Raw genomic sequence first — 18,223 nt, 5'->3', positions numbered from 1 at the left:
CAAGCAGGAGCCAGTCAATTCATGTCAGCGGCCAAGCCCGAGATTGTCATCACCTATTGCACCCAGTGTCAGTGGCTGCTGCGCGCCGCCTGGCTGGCCCAGGAACTGCTGAGCACGTTCGCCGATGACCTCGGCAAAGTGGCCCTGGAGCCGGCCACCGGCGGTGCGTTTCGGATTACCTGCGACGGTGTGCAGATCTGGGAACGCAAGGCCGACGGCGGCTTCCCGGAAGCCAAGGTGCTCAAGCAACGGGTACGTGACCAGATCGACCCGCAACGGGACCTGGGGCATAACGACCGTACTCAGTGAACCTCGGCCGTGGTGGCCGGCTGCTTGGCCGGTTTGGCGCCGCCCATCAGCCCGGACACCACGATGGCCACGATGATCAGCGCGCCGCCCATCAGCATGCGCAGGGTTGGTGTTTCAGCAAACAGCAGCCAGGCCGCGGTGATGCCGTACACCGGCTCCATGGCGAACACCACCGCCGCCGTGCGCGCCTTGAGCACCGCGAGGCTGGCGACAAACAGGCTATGGGCCAAGCCGGTGCAGAACACCCCGAGCAGACCGATCCACAGCCAGTCCACTGGTCGCACTTCGGCCAGCCCGGGCGCGGCGACGGGCAACAGGCACAGCGCTACCACCACGTTCTGGCACAAGGCGGCCTGCACCGGCGGGATGCGCCCACTGGCGCGGTTGTTCAGCGACAGCAGCGAGAACAACAAGCCGGAGCCGACCGCCCACAGCAAGCCGCTGGTGGCCTGGCTGGCGAGATTGAAATCCGGCGTGACCAGCACCAGGCCGATGCTCACCAGCACCACCAGCAGGATCTCGTTGGCGCGAATCCGCTCGCGGAAAATCAAGCCTTCGAGAATCACCGTGAACGCCGGGAAGGTGGCGAAGCCCAAGGTGGCGATGGCCACACCGGCGACCTTTACCGCAATAAAGAAACTCACCCAATGCCCGGCCAGCAGCAGGCCGCTGACCAGCAGGCGGCGCCAGTCGCGGGCTTGCAGCTTCTGCCATGGCGTGTTGCTGGCAAAGCGCGCAAAGATCGCCAGGGCAATGACCGCGAACGCGGCGCGGCCGAACACGATAATCGCCGGCGAAGCGGCCGCCAGTTTGCCGAACACACCAGTGAGGCCAAACATCAATGCGCCGATATGCAGGGCGCCGAGGGCTGTGCGGGGAGTCATTGCGATCCTTAAACGACGGGTTTACAGGATCGCAGTCTAGAGGGTTGCAGGCGTTCGCGTCTGTCGTTGGGCTCGCGGCTTTTGTCGCAGGACTCTTGCTTGGTGAAGATCCCTGTGGGAGCTGGCTTGCCTGCGATGCAGACAACTCGGTCGTTCAGATAGCGCGCGGTGATGCTATCGCAGGCAAGCCAGCTCCCACATTGGGCGGTGCTCGTCTGAAGGCTCGGGGCGAGAGGCCAAACTCGCGCAACATCGCCGCAGCAAATGCACTTTGCGAACCATAGCCCACCCGCGCGGCAATCTCGCCGATCGGCAGCTGGCTGTCGCGCAACAGGCCGCGGGCCATCTGCAAGCGCCGAGTGCGGATGTAGTCCATCGGCGTCTGCCCGCTTTCCGCGATAAACCGTGCATGCAGGCGGGCGACGGACAGGTCGGCGAGCTTCGCCAGGTCCGCCACTTGCAGTGGGTGCGCGGCGTGCCGCTGGATATGCGCATCGAACGCGGCATAGGGCAGGCGCTTGCCCTCCGGCGGCTGCGCAAGGTTGAGGCTGGCCAGCAGCAATATGGCGCCTTGCTGGGCGATCAGCGGGTCGTCCACCGGGCTGCTTGCCAACCACTGCACCAGTTGGCTTTGGCGATTGTCGAGGGTCAGGTGTGCGCACCGGTCGAGCAAGCGGCGGCTGGCGTCGGCATGCTCGCCCAGGGACTGCGCCAGCCAGTGCTCATCGGGCACGTCCAGCACCAGGCAGCGGCTGCCATCGCGACTGCGGCACGCGTGATGGGCGGAGTAGGGCAGCACCATCACACTGCTGTGCTGCACCTGGCCGCCCCGGCCATCCACCTCGAAGTCCAGGTGCCCGGACAGGCCAAACACCAGCTGTGCATGGTCGTGGCTATGGGCGATAGGCGCATCGGGGTAGTGGCGTAGCGTGAGGTTGGGTCTCATCGCAGTCTCCTGGGCAGGCCTGCAGTTTACATCGCTTCGCCGCCTGTGGGCGCTGTCATCAGACTGACGCAACACTGTCATGGGCTATTAATCCCGTGGGCGCAAGCTCGCGAAAACACCGTGAGGCATGCCCATGACCAGCGCCGAACTCGCCAAACCCAGCCGCAAGCAACGCGTGCGTACCCTGTGGATTTCCGACGTGCATTTGGGCACCCGGGATTGCCAGGCCGAACACCTCTCGCATTTCCTCAAGGGCTACCACGCCGACAAGGTCTACCTGGTGGGCGACATCATCGACGGCTGGAAGCTGCGCAGTGGCATGTATTGGCCCCAGGCCCACACCAACGTGATCCGCCGCCTGCTGACCATGAGCAAGCGCGGCACCGAGGTGATCTACGTCACCGGCAACCACGATGAATTCCTGCGGCGTTATTCGAAGCTGATCCTTGGCAATATCCAGTTGGTGGACGAGGCGGTGCACGTGACTGCCGATGGCCGGCATTTGCTGGTGATCCATGGCGACCAGTTCGACGTGATCACCCGGTACCACCGCTGGCTGGCGTTCCTCGGCGATTCGGCCTACGAATTCACCCTCACGCTCAACCGCTGGCTGAACCACTGGCGGGCGCGCTATGGCTACGGCTATTGGTCGTTGTCGGCGTACCTCAAGCACAAGGTCAAGACGGCGGTGAGCTTTATCAGTGATTTTGAAGAAGCGATCGCCCATGAAGTGACCAAGCGCGAGCTGCATGGCGTGGTGTGCGGGCACATCCACCATGCGGAGATTCGCAAGGTGGGCGAGGTGGACTACCTCAATTGCGGGGATTGGGTGGAGTCGTGCACAGCGCTGATCGAGCACTGGGACGGGCATATCGAGCTGTATCGATTGGCGGATGCCCAGGCGAAAGAGGCACAGCTAAAGGCCGAAATGGTCGCGGGCTAAGCCTCAAACCCACAGACTCACAGACTCACTCGGTCTAAATGTGGGAGCGGGCTTGCTCGCGAATGCGGTGGGTCAGTCACCAGATAATTCGACTGACCCACCGCCTTCGCGAGCAAGCCCGCTCCCACATTTGGAGCCGGTTTCTTCAGTCAGGTGTGGGAAACATCCGCGATGGCTTCTGCCAACAACGTCAACCGCGTCGCGTCAATCCCCGCCACGTTCGCACGCCCGGAATTGACCATATACACGCTGTGCTTGTCCCGCAGTTGCTTCACCTGGTCCGCACTCAACCCGGTATAGGAAAACATCCCGCGTTGCGCCGCGATGTGCGCAAACCGCTCCGACAAGCCATGGGGCGCCAACGCCTCCACCAGCCCGGAACGCAGCTGCGCAATCCGCGCCCGCATCGCTTCAACTTCCTCGGCCCACTGCTTTTTCAGCCCGGCGTCACCGAGAATCGTCGCCACCACAGCAGCACCATGGTCCGGCGGCGTCGACCACAAGTTACGCGCAATGAACGCCAGCTGGCTGCGCACATCCGTCAGTTTCTCGGCGTCCGCCGCGCACACAATCAACGCGCCGACACGGTCGCTGTACAAGCCGAAGTTCTTCGAGCAGGAACTGGTGATCAGTACTTCAGGCAGCTCAGCCGCGAACAGCCGCACGGCCCATGCATCCTGTTCCAGGCCATCGCCAAAACCCTGATACGCAAAGTCGATCAGCGGCAGCAACTGACGTTCCTGGACGATCTTCAGCACCTGGCGCCAGTCATCGTGGGACAGGTCGAAACCGGTCGGGTTGTGGCAGCAGGCGTGCAGCAGCACCACATCGCCTTTTGGCACGGTGGACAGGGTGGCCAGCATCGCCGCTACGTCCAGGCGATTGTCGCTGCCCACGTACGGGTAATGGCTGACCTTGAGCCCGGCCTTGGCGAAGATGGTTTCGTGGATCGGCCAGGTCGGGTTGCTCAGCCATACGCCACGGCCGGGCAGGCTGTGGGCGATAAAGTCGGCGCTCAGGCGCAGCGCGCCGGTGCCGCCAGGCGTCTGGGTGGCGCCGGCGCGGCGTTCACTCAGCAGTGGCGAACCGGCGCCCAGCACCAGCTCGCTGATCAGCGAGCCGAACGCGGCGTTGCCATGGCCGCCGATGTAGGTCTTGGTGGTTTGTTGCTCCACCAGGCGCTGCTCGGCCAGTTTCACCGAGTGCGGGATCGGCGTCAGGCCCTGGTCGTCCTTGTACACGCCCACGCCGAGGTCGAACTTGAGCGGGTTCGGGTCCTGGGCATACAGCTCCATCAGCCCGAGGATCGGGTCTCCGGGCACCCGGCCAATTGCGTCGAAATGCATTACTTGCGGCCCTCTGCATCCTTGGCCACTTCGTCGGTGCGCGCGGCCATGATGAAGTCGTTGCGGTGCAGGCCCTTGATGGAGTGGCTCCACCAGGTCACGGTGACTTTGCCCCATTCGGTGAGCAGGCCCGGGTGATGGCCTTCAGCTTCGGAGATCGCGCCCACGGCGTTGGTGAAGGCCAGGGCGAATTTGAAATTCTTGAACAGGAAGACCTTTTCCAGCTGCATCACGCCATCGCGTACTTCGATGTTCCAGTCGGGGATCTGCTTGATCAGCACCGACAACTCTTCGTCGCTGACTTGCGGGGCGTCGGCGCGGCAGGCTTCGCAGTGGGCTTGGTTCAACGTGGTCATGTGGGTATTCCTGAAATCGAGTATTTGGAAACGGTCGTCAGTAGCGTCACCCTAAAGCAACGCGGGGCCAGGGAACAGACTCACCTGGCCCTAAAAGCCGCAGTTCAAGCCGCTTTTGGCTTGGGCGGGAACTTCGGTGCGTGCAGCCCCAGCTGCATCCCGCGTTCGACCATGCCCATGATGTCTTCCTGCGCCACTTCGAACAGGCGCTTGAGGTTGGGCAGGGCGAAGTACACGGGTTGCAGGATGTCGATGCGATACGGCGTGCGCATCGCTTCGAGCGGGTCGAAGGCTTGATGCTCGGGCACGTCCGAGAGGCAGTACACGGTCTCCTTGGGCGAAGACAGGATGCCGCCACCGTAGATGCGCCGGCCTTCGGGCGTGTCCACCAGGCCGAACTCGATGGTCATCCAGTACAGGCGCGCCAGGTACACGCGCTGTTCCTTGGTGGCGGCCAGGCCGAGCTTGCCGTAGGTGTGGGTGAATTCCGCGAACCAGGGGTTGGTCAGCAGTGGGCAATGGCCGAAGATCTCGTGAAAAATGTCCGGTTCCTGCAGGTAATCCAGCTCTTCACGGGTACGAATAAACGTCGCCACCGGAAACTGCTTGTTGGCGAGCAATTCGAAAAAAGTCTGGAAGGGGATCAGTGCCGGCACCCGGGCGACTTGCCAGCCCGTGGTCTCGGCCAGCACTTTGTTGACTTCCGCCAGCTGTGGAATGCGGTCGTGGGGCAGGCCGAGCTTGTCGATGCCGTCCAGGTATTCCTGGCAGGCGCGGCCCTCGATCACTTTCAGTTGGCGCGTGATCAAGGTGTTCCACACCGCGTGTTCTTCGGGCGGGTAGTCGATAAAACCGTTCGCGTCGGGCTCGCGGGCCACGTACTGCGTCTGCTTCATACTGCTCTCCTGCTAGGCATTCGTTCTTGTTATGTCCTGGGATGAGCCTATTGATACGCCGCCTGGGCCAGGAAGCCATCCTCCTGCGCCACGCTTTTGTAGGAAAAGTTACCGGTATTCGTAAAGTTTTCGTTACGGCTGAGGCGATTCGTTCTCCCTGTGGCGTATTTTGGGTGTGAATCGCCTCGCAGCTGTCACATAATCTTGACGATTATCTGCGGCCGGCGGCAAAAAGACGCAGCGACTCCACCTCTTCGGGCCTTCTCATGCGTATCAAAGTGCATTGCCAGAACCGCATCGGCATCCTGCGGGACATCCTCAACCTGCTGGTGGAGTACGGCGTGAACGTTGCCAAGGGCGAGGTCGGTGGCGAGCACGGCAACGCCATTTACCTCTATTGCCCGAACCTGGTGAACCTGCAGTTCCAGGCATTGCGCCCGCAGTTCGAGGCGATTGCCGGGGTATTTGGCGTCAAGCGGGTAGGGCTGATGCCCAGCGAGCGTCGGCATATGGAGCTCAACGCGCTGCTGGGGGCGCTGGAGTTTCCGGTGCTGTCCATCGACATGGGCGGCTCCATCGTCGCGGCCAACCGCGCGGCGGCGCAGTTGCTCGGAGTACGGGTGGATGAGGTGCCGGGCATTCCGTTGTCGCGCTACGCCGAAGATTTCGATTTGCCGGAACTGGTACGGGCCAGCAAATCGCGAATCAACGGCCTGCGGGTCAAGGTCAAGGGCGATGTATTCCTGGCCGATATTGCGCCGCTGCAATCCTCCGAGCATGACGACAGCGAAGCCATGGCCGGCGCCGTACTGACCCTGCACCGCGCCGACCGGGTGGGTGAGCGTATCTACAATGTGCGCAAGCAGGAACTGCGCGGCTTCGACAGCATTTTCCAAAGCTCCAGGGTCATGGCCGCCGTGGTGCGTGAGGCTCGGCGCATGGCGCCGTTGGATGCGCCTCTATTAATAGAAGGCGAAACCGGCACCGGCAAAGAGTTGCTGGCCCGCGCCTGCCACCTGGCCAGCCCGCGCGGCCAGTCGCCGTTGATGGCGCTCAACTGCGCAGGTTTGCCCGAGTCCATGGCCGAGACCGAGTTGTTCGGCTATGGTCCCGGCGCCTTTGAAGGGGCGAGGGCGGAGGGCAAGTTGGGACTGCTGGAGCTGACGGCGGGCGGTACGTTGTTTCTCGACGGCGTCGGTGAAATGAGCGCGCGGTTGCAGGTGAAGTTGCTGCGCTTTCTGCAGGACGGCTGCTTTCGCCGTGTAGGCAGTGATGAAGAGGTGTACCTGGATGTGCGGGTGATCTGCGCGACCCAGGTGGACCTTTCCGAACTGTGCGCCCGGGGCGAATTCCGCCAGGACCTTTACCATCGTCTCAATGTGCTCTCGCTGCATATCCCGCCGCTACGCGAGTGCCTCGACGGTTTGCCACCGCTGGTGGAGCACTTCCTGGATCAGGCCAGCCGGCAGATCGGCTGCCCGCTGCCCAAGCTCGCACCGGCGGCGATGGAACGCCTCAGCCATTACCACTGGCCGGGGAATGTGCGGCAGTTGGAGAACGTGCTGTTCCAGGCGGTTTCGCTGTGTGAGGGCGGCACCGTCAAGGCCGAGCACATTCGCCTGCCGGACTATGGCGTGCGCCAGCCGCTGGGGGATTTTTCCCTGGAAGGCGGGTTGGAGGAGATCGTCGGGCGCTTTGAAAAGGCCGTGCTGGCGCAGTTGTATGCCGAGCATCCCAGCAGCCGTCTGTTGGGCAAGCGGCTGGGCGTGTCCCACACCACCATCGCCAACAAATTGCGTGACTACGAAGTCGTCAAAGCCGAACGCGGTTAAACCTGTGGGAGCGGGCTTGCTCGCGAATGCGGTGGGTCAGTCGAATTATCCGGTGRCTGACACTCCGCATTCGCGAGCAAGCCCGCTCCCACATGGGTTCTTTGTCGGTCTTKATACCTGCACTTGCCGTTAGCGGCATAAGTCCGCCGTTTTTTCGACTCTCTTCCTACTGCCCTCAACTGCTACCTGCCGGCAAACCCCCGCCCCGCCTGGACTTTCCCTCATTTCAAAAAGTTGGTTCGCAAATTGCTTAAGCCTCATCAGTACAGCGGTGGGCGGCAAGCGTCCGTCAGAAAGAGGAAAGAGCGTGGATAAGTACCTTTACGTGGCAATGACCGGCGCCAGCCAGAATGCACTGGCGCAGAAGGCCCACGCCAACAACTTGGCGAACGTTTCCACCAATGGTTTCCAGCGTGACCTGGAACAGGCGCGCTCGATGCCGGTGTTCGGTGACAGCTTTCCGGCGCGGGCCTTTGCCTTGACCGAGCGCCCAGGCACGGACTTTTCCCCTGGCGCGATGATTGAAACCGGCCGTGACCTCGATGTGGCCGTCAGCGGTGACGGCTGGATGGCCGTGCAAAACCCGGATGGCGGCGAGTCCTACGTGCGCAGCGCCAGCATGAACGTCGATGCGCTGGGCGTGCTGCGGGCCGGCAACGGTATGCCGATCATGGGCAACGGCGGCCCGATTGCCGTGCCGCCCCAGCAGCAGATCGAAGTCGGCCAGGACGGCACCATCAGCATCCGCGCCATGGGCGAAGGCCCGCGGGTGATGGCTGAAGTGGACCGGATCAAGCTGGTGCAGCCCGACCTCAAGAACATGACCAAGGGCCTCGACGGCACCATCCACACCAAGGATGGCCAGCCGGCCCAGGCCGATGCCAACGTCAAGCTGACGTCGGGCTTCCTGCAGGCGAGCAACGTGAACGCCGTCGAAGAAATGACGGCAGTCCTGGCCCTGTCCAAGCAGTTCGAATTGCACATCAAGATGATGAACAGCGCCAAAGAAGACGACCAGGCCATGACCCGCGTCCTGGCGATGAGCTGATAGCAGCCACACACTAATTTTTGTAGCGCGGCGCCATAAAACAGGCGCACGAAGGAGAAGAACATGCTTCCGGCTCTATACGTTGCCAAGACAGGCCTGTCCGCCCAGGACACCAACCTGACCACCATTTCCAACAACCTGGCCAACGTGTCGACCACGGGTTTCAAACGTGACCGCGCCGAGTTCCAGGACTTGCTCTATCAGATCAAGAAGCAGCCTGGCGCCCAGTCGACCCAGGACAGCGAATTGCCGTCGGGCCTGCAACTGGGTACCGGTGTGGCAATCGTTGGCACCCAGAAGAACTTCAGCGCCGGTAACCTGCAGCAGACCGGCCAACCGCTGGACCTGGCAGTCAACGGCAAGGGTTTCTTCCAGATCCTGCAGCCGGACGGCACCACCACCTACACCCGTGACGGTACGTTCCACCTGGACTCCAACGGCCAAGTCGTGACCGCCAATGGCTTCGCGCTGGAGCCGGCGATTGTCGTGCCGAACAACGCCCAGACCTTCACCGTCGGCAACGACGGCACCGTGTCGATCACCGTGGCCGGCAACCCGGCGTCCCAGGTGATCGGCAACCTGCAAACCGCCGACTTCATCAACCCAGCCGGCCTGCAGGCGATCGGTAACAACCTGTTCCTGGAAACCGCGTCCAGCGGCGCGCCGCAAATCGGCACCCCGGGCCTCAACGGTTTTGGTACCACCCTGCAAAGCACCCTGGAAACGTCCAACGTCAGCACCGTTGAAGAGATGGTCAACATGATCACCACTCAGCGCGCCTACGAGATGAACTCCAAGGTGATTTCCACCGCCGACCAGATGCTTTCGTTCGTAACGCAGAATCTGTAATCAAGTCTATGGGGCGCCCTTGAAGGCGCCTGCAACACCGTGAGGTATGGGTCATGAATCGCTATGTTTCTGTTCTGGCATTGAGTGGGATTGCTGTGCTCGCGGGCTGTGTCGCCCCGACGCCTAAGCCCAATGACCCGTACTATGCGCCGGTGTTGCCGCGCACGCCGTTGCCGGCGGCCGCCAACAATGGCTCGATCTACCAGGCCGGGTTCGAACAGAACCTGTACAGCGACCGCAAGGCCTTCCGGGTCGGTGACATCATCACCATCACGCTGAACGAGAAGACCCAGGCGAGCAAGAACGCCAACTCGCAGATCGGCAAGACCAGCAAGACCAGCATCGGCCTGACTTCGTTGTTTGGCGGTGTACCGAACACCAACAACCCGCTGGGCAGCGGTGACCTGAGCCTGGACGCCGGCTACAGCGGCGACCGCGCCACCAACGGCAAGAGTGCGGCAGGGCAGGGCAACAGCCTGACCGGCTCGATCACCGTGACCGTGGCCGACGTGCTGCCCAACGGCATCATTGCCGTACGCGGCGAGAAGTGGATGACCCTCAACACCGGTGACGAACTGGTGCGCATTGCGGGCATGGTTCGCGCCGACGATATCTCCACCGACAACACCGTGCCGTCGACACGGATTGCCGATGCACGCATCACCTACTCGGGTACGGGTTCGTTTGCTGACGCCAGTCAGCCGGGCTGGTTTGACCGTTTCTTCCTTAGCCCGCTGTTCCCTTTCTAGGTGATCACTTTGAACTTCAAACAGCTGATGGCTGCGATGTTGCTGCTGGCCCTGAGCGCAGGAGCCCAGGCCGAGCGCTTGAAAGACATCGCGAGCATTTCCGGCGTGCGGTCCAACCAGCTGATCGGCTACGGCCTGGTGGTGGGGCTTAACGGCACGGGTGACCAGACCACCCAGACCCCGTTCACCCTGCAGACCTTCAACAACATGCTCTCGCAGTTCGGCATCAAGGTACCGCCGGGCTCGGGCAACGTGCAGTTGAAGAACGTCGCTGCGGTGTCCATCAGCGCTGACTTGCCGCCGTTCGCCAAGCCGGGGCAGGTGGTCGATATCACCGTCTCGTCCATGGGTAACTCGAAAAGCCTGCGCGGCGGCACCTTGCTGATGACGCCGCTCAAAGGTATCGACGGCAACGTCTACGCCATTGCCCAGGGCAACCTGGTGGTGGGTGGCTTTGATGCCGAAGGCCGCGACGGTTCGAAGATTACCGTCAACGTGCCGTCGGCCGGGCGGATTCCCGGTGGTGCCTCGGTGGAGCGCACCGTGCCCAGCGGCTTCAACCAGGGCAACAGCCTGACCCTGAACCTCAACCGCTCTGACTTCACCACCGCCAAGCGCGTGGTCGACAAGATCAATGAGCTGCTCGGCCCGGGCGTGGCCCAGGCCATCGATGGCGGCTCGGTTCGTGTGACGGCACCGCTGGACCCAAGCCAGCGTGTGGACTACCTGTCCCTGCTGGAAAACCTTGAGGTTGACCCAGGCCAGGCGGTGGCGAAAGTCATCATCAACTCGCGGACCGGCACCATCGTGATCGGCCAGAACGTCAAGGTTTCGCCAGCGGCCGTGACCCACGGCAGCCTGACCGTGACCATCACCGAAGACCCGATCGTCAGCCAGCCTGGCCCGTTGTCCAACGGCCAGACTGCCGTGGTACCCCGTTCGCGGGTGAATGCCCAGCAAGAAGCCAAGCCGATGTTCAAGTTCGGCCCCGGCACCACCCTGGACGAGATTGTCCGTGCGGTGAACCAGGTGGGCGCAGCGCCCGGCGACTTGATGGCGATCCTCGAAGCATTGAAACAGGCCGGCGCCTTGCAAGCCGACCTGATCGTGATCTGACGCCATGGCCATGGACATGCGCAAGAGCGGCCTGACCAGCACGGCGGATTCGGGTTCCTATTCCGACCTCAACCGGCTTAACCAGTTGAAGGTCGGCGACAAGAACAGCGACGGCAACATGCGCAAGGTCGCGCAGGAATTCGAGTCGCTGTTTCTCGGCGAGATGCTCAAGTCCATGCGTTCGGCCACCGAAGCCCTGGGCAAGGACAACCCGCTGAATACCCCGGCGGCCAAGCAGTACCAGGAAATGTACGACCAGCAGTTGGCGGTTTCCCTGTCTCGCGAGGGCGGTGGTATCGGCCTGGCGGACGTGCTGCTGCGCCAGATGCAGAAGAACAAACCGGTGGACGCCCAGGCGGCCACCTTGCAAGGCCCGGCTGCGCCCGCGAAGAAGGTGGATGTGCCGACTGAAATTGCCGCCGGTACCAAGGCCGATGGCCCGCTGGGCCGCAGCAATGGTCAGCGACCATTGTGGGCGTACCGCGTGGCGGTGCCTGAAGGCACCAACTCCCACGCCAACGACATGGCGCTGATGAACCAGCGACGCATCTCGTTGCCGAGCAAGCTGACGGATCGCCTGCTGGCCGGCATCGTGCCGGGTGCCGAGGCTACCACTGCCGCCAAGGCCGCGCCGCTGCGCAACAGCGCTGCCGATGATGGCGTGGTCAACAGCACCGCCCGCAGCCTTGCCGCCATACCGCCTCGCGGGCAGATGCAGGTTTACGGCCGCGCCGTCGCCCAGCCACCGCTGGCACCGGCGAAGAAAGCCTTCAGCTCGCAGGATGAATTTGTCGCCACCATGTTGCCGATGGCCAAGCAGGCCGCTGCGAGGATTGGCGTCGATCCACGCTACCTGGTGGCCCAGGCCGCCCTGGAAACCGGTTGGGGTAAATCGGTGATGCGTGCCGAGGATGGCACCAGCAGCCACAACCTGTTCGGTATCAAGGCCGGCCAGAGTTGGCAGGGCGAACAGGCCCGGGCGATCACCAGCGAGTTTCGCGATGGCGCGATGGTCAAGGAGACGGCGCAGTTCCGTTCCTACAATTCCTACCAGGACAGCTTCCATGACCTGGTCACGTTGCTGCAAAGCAATGATCGCTATAAAGAAGTTGTGAAATCAGCCGACAACCCGGAACAGTTTGTGCGCGAGTTGCAAAAAGCCGGTTATGCAACCGACCCGGATTACGCCAGCAAGATTTCGCAGATCGCAAAAACGATGAACAGCTACCAGAACTACGCTGCCGCGGGCGCTTCCACTCATTTATAAGGTCTGAATCATGAGTTTGCTCAATATCGGGATGTCGGGGCTCAATGCCGCCCAGGGATCGTTGTCGGTCTTAAGTAACAACATCGCCAACGTCAACACCCCGGGATACTCGCGTCAACAGAGCGCTCAGACCGCGAATGCGTCGAACGCCTACGGCGGCGTATTTATCGGCACCGGTACGACCCTGGCGGACGTGCGTCGGGTGTACAACCAGTTTCTCACCACGGCTTACCAGAACAGCACGGCACTCGACAGCGATGCCAACGCCTACCTGGACCAGGCCAGTGCCATCGACAAGACCTTGTCGGATTCCAACACCGGCATGTCTTCGGTGCTCAGTGCCTTTTTCGCGGCGGCGCAGACGGCTTCTGCCACCCCGGGCGACGTGTCCGCGCGCCAATTGCTGCTGACCAGCGCCCAGACCCTGAGCAACCGCTTCAACTCCATTTCCGGCCAGTTGAACCAGCAGAAACAAACGATCAACAGTCAGTTGAGCACCATGACGGACCAGGTCAACAAGCTGACGTCCTCGATCGCCTCGCTCAACAAGCAGATTGCCCAGGCCCAGGGGACTTCCAGCAGTGCGCCGGCCAACCTGCTGGACTCGCGTGACGAAGCGGTGCGCTCGCTCAACGAGCTGATCGGCGTTACGGCCACGGAAAAAAACGGACAGTTCAGTATTACGACCGGTACGGGGCAGTCGCTGGTGGAAGGCGGGATATCCAATAATATCTCTGCGGTACCGAGTAGCACCGACAATAGCCAGTACACCATCCAGCTCTCAATGGGCGACTCGTCCATTGACCTTGGTAATGTAGTCACCGGCGGCAGTATCGGTGGCTTGCTGCGCTATCGCAGTGACGTGCTGATGCCGGCCATCAATGATCTGGGGCGCATCGCGATTGCCACGGCAGACACGATCAACAATCAGTTGGGCCAGGGCCTGGACCTCAACGGCGAATTCGGTTCGTCGCTGTTCACCGATATCAACAGCGCGGCGGCGATTTCCCAGCGCAGCCAAGGGGCCGCCGGCAACAGCGCGGGGTCTGGCAACCTGAATGTCACGATCAAGGACAGCAGCCAGCTGACGACCTACGACTACAAAGTCACGTTTACCAGTGGTAACCAGTACAACGTCGTCCGCTCCGACGGCAAGGCCATGGGTTCGTTCGACACTACCACCACGCCGCCGCCGGTGATTGATGGCTTTACCCTGGCACTGGACGGCAAAGGGCCCATGGCTGCCGGTGACAGCTTCAAGGTCAGCCCCACGGCCAACGGGGCCACGGGCATCGGTGTCGACCTGAAGGACGTTAACAAGCTCGCCTTCGCGGGCCCCTTGGCGGGGAACGCAAGCAAGACCAACACCGGCACCGGTACGTTCACACCGCCTCAGCTGACTGTGCCGCTGGATATTCATGGCGGCGCTGATACCGCCCAGTTGCGCGCCGGCATCGAAAACTCCATGCCGGTAAAAATGCTCTTTGGCAAGCCGGCCGCCGACGGCACCCAGTCGTATACGGTGAGCGACGCGCAAGGCAATCCGATCGGCAGTGGCACCATCATCCCGGGCCAGGGCAACAAGATCAGCATCAACGTACCGATGCGCGATGCCTCGGGTGCGTTGATCCCGGGCAAAAGCTTCAACTTCGACACCACGGTCGGCGGCTCGCCTGCCAATGGTGACAGCACGACTTTCTCGTTCAACGCTTCGGGCACCTCCGACAACCGCAACGCCCAGCAATTGCTGGACTTGCAGACCAAGGCCACCGTGGGCGCCAGCGACGGCAGCCCGGGTGTGAGCCTGGTCAGCGCCAACGCCCGACTCGTGTCGCAGGTGGGCTCCAAAGCCAGCCAGGCCGCTACCGACTCCACCGCGACGGGTGCGCTGTTGGCAGCGAACAAGGCGGCCAGCAACTCGGTGTCCCAGGTCAACCTGGATGAAGAGGCGGGTGACATGATCAAGTTCCAGCAGTACTACACCGCGTCGTCGCAGATCATCAAGGCTGCGCAAGAAACTTTCAGCACACTGATTAATGCCCTTTAAAGGAGTCTGGGACGATGCGTATTTCTACACAGCAGTATTTCGACACCAGCGCCAGCAAGTACCAGACGAACTATTCCGGTGTGGTGAAAGCCCAGGACCAGGCGAGCAGCGGTATCCGGGTGCAGACCGCCTCCGATGACCCCGTCGCCGCCGCGCGCTTGCTGCAATTGCAGCAACAGAAAGACATGCTTGGCCAGTTCAACGGCAACATCAACACCCTGCAGAACTCGCTGACCAACGAAGAATCGGTGTTAAAGAGCATCAACACCGCCTTGCAGCGCGGTAATGAACTGGCGCTGCGTGCGGCCAACCAGTCCCTGAGCGATGACGATCGTAAATCCATCGCCAGCGAAGTGGGCGCGCTTGAAGACCAGGTGCTGGGCTTGCTCAACTCCAAGGATGCCAACGGCAACTACATGTTTTCCGGGTCGAAAACCGACACGCCGCCTTACATCCGCAATAACGACGGCACCTACACGTATCAGGGTGACGAGACGCCGCTGAGCTTGCAGATCTCGGACAATCTGTCGATGGCGGGGGGCGACACCGGTAAGTCGATGATGGAAAGTTCGACCAACACCGGTCGCACCCAGGCTACGTTGTTGCCGCCTGCGGTCAATGACGGCAAGGTCGCGGTATCGGCGGGCACGGTGACCTCCGGTGTCACCTACACCAAGAGTTTTACCGACGGCCAGCCCTACAAGCTGACCTTCAGCAGCAGCACGCAGTATTCCGTGACCGACAAGGACGGTAACGACGTTACCTCCGAGATTCCCGGCAACGGCACTTTCGACGCGACCAAAGAGGGCGCATCCAGCGTCAACCTGCGCGGCGTCAAGTTCGATATCAGCCTGACGCTCGGCGCGGACGTTGCGCCCGGCGCTGACTCCGACGCACTGGTGGCGGGCAAGGCGTTCACCCTGCAATCCAAGCCGGACACCTTCAGTGCTTCGCGTTCGCCAGGCAACGCGTCGACTGCACAAGTCACCGGTGGCCAGGTGACGGATCAGGCGGCCTACGCCAGCACCTTCCCTGATACCGGTGCGGTGATCAAATTCACCAGCGGCACCACGTATGAGGTGTATGCGCAGCCCTACAGTCCGAACAGCAAGACCATCGCGACCGGCACCATGGCTGCCGGTGCCACCTCGATCAACGCGGCCGGCGTGACGTTCGACATCAGTGGTGCGCCAGGGGCGGGCGACCAGTTTGCGGTCAGCGCCGTCAGCAACAAGAACGAAAACGCCCTGGACACGTTGAGCCAATTGCGCAAAGCCCTGGAAACGCCGGCTGACGGCAACCTGGTCGCGCAGAACAACCTCAAGGATGTGGTGGCCAAAACCATCGGCAACCTGAACAACGCCAGTTCACAGATTGACCAGGTGCGCGGCTCCATCGGTGCTCGCCAGAATGCCCTGGATCTTCAAACGGATGAGAACACCAGCCTGGGGACTGCCAATACCAACACCATGAGTTCCTTGGGCAACGTCGACATGGGCCAGGCGGCGATCAACCTGCAGCTTCAGCAAACCATGCTGCAGGCCTCTCAGTTGGCCTTTGTGAAAATCTCTCAGTTGAGCCTGTTCAACAAAATGTGATGTCCGCAGCTGCAAACCGGCGGCTCACCCTGGAAACGGGGTGGGCCGTTGTGGTTTTTGGCGTTTGTATGTCCCCGTGTTTCGCACAAAGCGCAGAAAATTGAGTGACCTGTGAGTCATAAAGCGCATCTTCACTGTATCGTGTGAAAAGGATAGGTCGTCGCCAGGTCTCTGCGAGGGCCTGCCGCCAGGGTACAAAGGCGGTTTTCGGCGAGTTTTTTGCGGGGTCATCCCCATTATTGTCAGCACCCGGCGACGTGTCTCGCGGGGTGTTCTCCAGCTATTTAGTATTGGGAAGCCACAATGATTGGCATAAAAAGCATCGCCAGTTACGTGCCGGCAGACGGGATTGATAACTACGCCCAGGGTGCCAAATTCGCCAAGGATGAAGAATTCATCATTGGCAAGATCGGTTCGGCGTTCCTGCCGCGCAAGGATCCCGCGCAGGAAACCTCCGATCTGTGCGTCGAGGCGGTCAACGCCTTGTTTGCCAACAACCCCGATTTGAAGCGCGAGTCCATCGATGCGCTGATCGTCGTTACCCAGAATGGCGACGAAGAGGGCTTGCCTCACACCGCCGCCATCGTCCAGGACAAGCTGGGCCTGCCGACGCACGTGGCGGCCTTCGATATTTCCCTGGGCTGCTCGGGCTACGTCTACGGCATCTATGCGATGAAGGGCTTCATGGAGGCTACCGGTCTGAAGAACGGCCTGCTGGTGACCGCCGATCCGTACTCGAAGATCGTCGACCCGGAAGACCGCAACACCACCATGCTGTTCGGCGATGCCGCTACCGCCACCTGGATGGGTGAAGATGCGCCGTGGCAGTTGGGCAAGTCCAAGTTCGGCACTGACGGTTCCGGTGCGCCGCACTTGAAGGTCAGCGATGGCGTGTTCTTCATGAACGGCCGCCAGGTGTTCAACTTCGCCTTGCTCAAGGTGCCGGCGCATTTGCACGAGCTGCTCAACGAATCGGACCTCAAGGCTGACGAGATCGATGCGTTCTGCATCCACCAGGGCAGTGCGGCGATTGTCGACGCCGTGGCCCGGCGTTTCGAAGACGCGCCGGTGGACAAGTTCATCAAGGACATGGTCGAGACCGGCAATACCGTGTCCTCGAGCATTCCGCTGCTGCTGGAAAAGCACATGCTCGACTCCACCTGGAAGCGCGTCGCCATCAGTGGTTTTGGTGTGGGGCTGTCCTGGGGCTCGGCGATTTTGCACCGCCCTTGACGACTTAAAGGCGCTGCACAAAAAAACGCCCATGATCGAAAGATCATGGGCGTTTTTTATTTGGCGCCAGAAAGCCAGCAATTGCTGGGGTTTGGGCTATCGTAAATGCTTGAATTAAAAGGGGTGGCACGGCGCCAGTAAAAAAAATCAAAAAAGTCCTCAAGCAACCTGCTTTCACGACGATAACTATTACGAAGGTTCTCTAGGCCACACCCGGCGGTTGCCAGGGCCGGAAGCCGCAGTACACCACCCACGAGGATTTCGTCATGGCATTAACAGTAAACACCAACCTTGCTTCGTTGACCGTTCAGAACAACCTGAACAAGGCTTCCAGCGCCCTGCAAACTTCCATGCAGCGCCTGTCCTCCGGCCTGCGTATCAACAGCGCCAAAGACGATGCGGCCGGCCTGCAAATCGCTGGTCGTCTGACCAGCCAAATCAACGGCCTGGGCGTTGCCATCAAGAACGCCGGTGACGGTAACTCCATCGCGCAAACTGCTGAAGGCGCGATGCAGCAATCCACCAACATCCTGCAGACCATGCGTTCCCTGGCTCTGTCGTCCGCTAACGGCTCCCTCAGCGCTGACGACCGTAAGTCGAACCAGGCTCAGTACGCGGCTCTGACTTCTGAATTGACCCGTATCGCTTCCACCACCACTTTCGGTGGTCGTAACCTGCTGGACGGTTCTTTCGGTACTACCGCTTTCCAAGTGGGCGCCAACGCCAACCAGACCATTAACATGAGCCTGGGCAACGTATCGGCTAACAACATTGGTTCGCAGCAGCTGCTGTCCAATGCTCAGA

At 61.5% G+C, this 18,223-nt stretch carries 16 protein-coding genes and 1 pseudogene; 12 read left to right on the top strand and 5 right to left on the bottom strand.

What is annotated here, in order from left to right; genetic code table 11:
• Nucleotides 1-21: 21 nt before the first annotated feature.
• Nucleotides 22-309, top strand: coding sequence for a SelT/SelW/SelH family protein (locus JV201_RS21365; RefSeq protein ID WP_003214624.1), 288 nt, complete (start codon nucleotides 22-24; stop codon nucleotides 307-309).
• Here JV201_RS21365 and JV201_RS21360 read toward each other — a convergent pair.
• A complete protein-coding gene (locus JV201_RS21360) occupies nucleotides 303-1,193 on the bottom strand; it encodes a DMT family transporter (protein ID WP_102369680.1) in 891 nt (296 codons plus the stop codon). The two genes, JV201_RS21365 and JV201_RS21360, sit on opposite strands and share 7 nt — an antisense overlap.
• A gap of 154 nt (nucleotides 1,194-1,347) precedes the next feature.
• Nucleotides 1,348-2,139 carry an AraC family transcriptional regulator gene (locus JV201_RS21355; protein WP_219406017.1) on the bottom strand — a complete coding sequence of 264 codons (792 nt, stop codon included), beginning with the start codon at nucleotides 2,137-2,139 and terminating at the stop codon, nucleotides 1,348-1,350.
• Between the two features lie 133 nt (nucleotides 2,140-2,272).
• Between JV201_RS21355 and JV201_RS21350 the strand changes: the two genes are divergently transcribed.
• Nucleotides 2,273-3,082 carry a UDP-2,3-diacylglucosamine diphosphatase gene (locus JV201_RS21350; RefSeq protein WP_003214618.1) on the top strand — a complete coding sequence of 270 codons (810 nt, stop codon included), beginning with the start codon at nucleotides 2,273-2,275 and terminating at the stop codon, nucleotides 3,080-3,082.
• A gap of 149 nt (nucleotides 3,083-3,231) precedes the next feature.
• Here JV201_RS21350 and JV201_RS21345 read toward each other — a convergent pair whose 3' ends face one another.
• The 3 genes from JV201_RS21345 to phhA all read right to left on the bottom strand — a co-directional run bounded on the left by JV201_RS21345 (nucleotide 3,232) and on the right by phhA (nucleotide 5,680).
• Nucleotides 3,232-4,428, bottom strand: coding sequence for an amino acid aminotransferase (locus tag JV201_RS21345; RefSeq protein ID WP_177045146.1), 1,197 nt, complete (start codon nucleotides 4,426-4,428; stop codon nucleotides 3,232-3,234).
• A complete protein-coding gene (locus tag JV201_RS21340; protein ID WP_219406016.1) occupies nucleotides 4,428-4,784 on the bottom strand; it encodes a 4a-hydroxytetrahydrobiopterin dehydratase in 357 nt (118 codons plus the stop codon). The genes JV201_RS21345 and JV201_RS21340 overlap by 1 nt, the downstream gene beginning before the upstream one ends.
• A 104-nt stretch (nucleotides 4,785-4,888) precedes the next feature.
• On the bottom strand, nucleotides 4,889-5,680 hold the full coding sequence (gene phhA / locus JV201_RS21335) for a phenylalanine 4-monooxygenase (protein WP_003214615.1): 792 nt from the start codon (nucleotides 5,678-5,680) through the stop codon (nucleotides 4,889-4,891).
• Between the two features lie 266 nt (nucleotides 5,681-5,946).
• On the opposite strand from phhA, the gene JV201_RS21330 reads away from it, so the two are divergent.
• The 10 genes and pseudogenes from JV201_RS21330 to JV201_RS21285 all read left to right on the top strand — a co-directional run.
• Complete coding sequence (locus JV201_RS21330; protein ID WP_003214613.1) at nucleotides 5,947-7,512, top strand: sigma-54-dependent phenylalanine hydroxylase transcriptional regulator PhhR; 1,566 nt, start codon at nucleotides 5,947-5,949, stop codon at nucleotides 7,510-7,512.
• A gap of 307 nt (nucleotides 7,513-7,819) precedes the next feature.
• Nucleotides 7,820-8,560, top strand: coding sequence for a flagellar basal body rod protein FlgF (locus JV201_RS21325; RefSeq protein WP_003214611.1), 741 nt, complete (start codon nucleotides 7,820-7,822; stop codon nucleotides 8,558-8,560).
• A 63-nt stretch (nucleotides 8,561-8,623) separates the two neighbouring features.
• Nucleotides 8,624-9,409: a flagellar basal-body rod protein FlgG gene (gene flgG, locus JV201_RS21320; RefSeq protein WP_003214609.1), complete on the top strand. Its 786-nt coding sequence runs from the start codon at nucleotides 8,624-8,626 to the stop codon at nucleotides 9,407-9,409.
• 53 nt (nucleotides 9,410-9,462) lie between these two features.
• Nucleotides 9,463-10,158 (top strand): flagellar basal body L-ring protein FlgH, encoded by a 696-nt coding sequence (flgH, locus tag JV201_RS21315; RefSeq protein ID WP_003214607.1) that lies wholly within the window; start codon nucleotides 9,463-9,465, stop codon nucleotides 10,156-10,158.
• A 27-nt stretch (nucleotides 10,159-10,185) separates the two neighbouring features.
• A complete protein-coding gene (locus JV201_RS21310; RefSeq protein WP_032899355.1) occupies nucleotides 10,186-11,274 on the top strand; it encodes a flagellar basal body P-ring protein FlgI in 1,089 nt (362 codons plus the stop codon).
• A 4-nt stretch (nucleotides 11,275-11,278) separates the two neighbouring features.
• On the top strand, nucleotides 11,279-12,541 hold the full coding sequence (gene flgJ, locus JV201_RS21305) for a flagellar assembly peptidoglycan hydrolase FlgJ (protein ID WP_102604681.1): 1,263 nt from the start codon (nucleotides 11,279-11,281) through the stop codon (nucleotides 12,539-12,541).
• A 10-nt stretch (nucleotides 12,542-12,551) separates the two neighbouring features.
• Nucleotides 12,552-14,588: a flagellar hook-associated protein FlgK gene (gene flgK / locus JV201_RS21300; protein WP_102604682.1), complete on the top strand. Its 2,037-nt coding sequence runs from the start codon at nucleotides 12,552-12,554 to the stop codon at nucleotides 14,586-14,588.
• A 14-nt stretch (nucleotides 14,589-14,602) separates the two neighbouring features.
• On the top strand, nucleotides 14,603-16,186 hold the full coding sequence (locus JV201_RS21295; protein WP_003214602.1) for a flagellar hook-associated protein 3: 1,584 nt from the start codon (nucleotides 14,603-14,605) through the stop codon (nucleotides 16,184-16,186).
• A 303-nt stretch (nucleotides 16,187-16,489) separates the two neighbouring features.
• Nucleotides 16,490-17,419 carry a ketoacyl-ACP synthase III gene (locus JV201_RS21290; protein ID WP_219406015.1) on the top strand — a complete coding sequence of 310 codons (930 nt, stop codon included), beginning with the start codon at nucleotides 16,490-16,492 and terminating at the stop codon, nucleotides 17,417-17,419.
• 266 nt (nucleotides 17,420-17,685) lie between these two features.
• Nucleotides 17,686-18,223: pseudogene (locus tag JV201_RS21285) on the top strand (flagellin); the annotation flags it as partial.

Source organism: Pseudomonas sp. Colony2 (assembly GCF_019382755.1).
Lineage (GTDB): Bacteria > Pseudomonadota > Gammaproteobacteria > Pseudomonadales > Pseudomonadaceae > Aquipseudomonas.
Note: the sequence above shows the minus strand (reverse complement) of the source record. Positions and strands in the feature narration are given on the sequence as shown.

What these genes read in the sequence shown, in the direction of transcription:
- JV201_RS21365 (WP_003214624.1), top strand. Translation starts at nt 22, where the DNA reads ATGTCAGCGGCCAAGCCCGAGATTGTCATCACCTATTGCACCCAGTGT.
- JV201_RS21360 (WP_102369680.1), bottom strand. Translation starts at nt 1,193, where the DNA reads ATGACTCCCCGCACAGCCCTCGGCGCCCTGCATATCGGCGCATTGATG.
- JV201_RS21355 (WP_219406017.1), bottom strand. Translation starts at nt 2,139, where the DNA reads ATGAGACCCAACCTCACGCTACGCCACTACCCCGATGCGCCTATCGCC.
- JV201_RS21350 (WP_003214618.1), top strand. Translation starts at nt 2,273, where the DNA reads ATGACCAGCGCCGAACTCGCCAAACCCAGCCGCAAGCAACGCGTGCGT.
- JV201_RS21345 (WP_177045146.1), bottom strand. Translation starts at nt 4,428, where the DNA reads ATGCATTTCGACGCAATTGGCCGGGTGCCCGGAGACCCGATCCTCGGG.
- JV201_RS21340 (WP_219406016.1), bottom strand. Translation starts at nt 4,784, where the DNA reads ATGACCACGTTGAACCAAGCCCACTGCGAAGCCTGCCGCGCCGACGCC.
- phhA (WP_003214615.1), bottom strand. Translation starts at nt 5,680, where the DNA reads ATGAAGCAGACGCAGTACGTGGCCCGCGAGCCCGACGCGAACGGTTTT.
- JV201_RS21330 (WP_003214613.1), top strand. Translation starts at nt 5,947, where the DNA reads ATGCGTATCAAAGTGCATTGCCAGAACCGCATCGGCATCCTGCGGGAC.
- flgG (WP_003214609.1), top strand. Translation starts at nt 8,624, where the DNA reads ATGCTTCCGGCTCTATACGTTGCCAAGACAGGCCTGTCCGCCCAGGAC.
- flgH (WP_003214607.1), top strand. Translation starts at nt 9,463, where the DNA reads ATGAATCGCTATGTTTCTGTTCTGGCATTGAGTGGGATTGCTGTGCTC.
- JV201_RS21310 (WP_032899355.1), top strand. Translation starts at nt 10,186, where the DNA reads ATGGCTGCGATGTTGCTGCTGGCCCTGAGCGCAGGAGCCCAGGCCGAG.
- flgJ (WP_102604681.1), top strand. Translation starts at nt 11,279, where the DNA reads ATGGCCATGGACATGCGCAAGAGCGGCCTGACCAGCACGGCGGATTCG.
- flgK (WP_102604682.1), top strand. Translation starts at nt 12,552, where the DNA reads ATGAGTTTGCTCAATATCGGGATGTCGGGGCTCAATGCCGCCCAGGGA.
- JV201_RS21295 (WP_003214602.1), top strand. Translation starts at nt 14,603, where the DNA reads ATGCGTATTTCTACACAGCAGTATTTCGACACCAGCGCCAGCAAGTAC.
- JV201_RS21290 (WP_219406015.1), top strand. Translation starts at nt 16,490, where the DNA reads ATGATTGGCATAAAAAGCATCGCCAGTTACGTGCCGGCAGACGGGATT.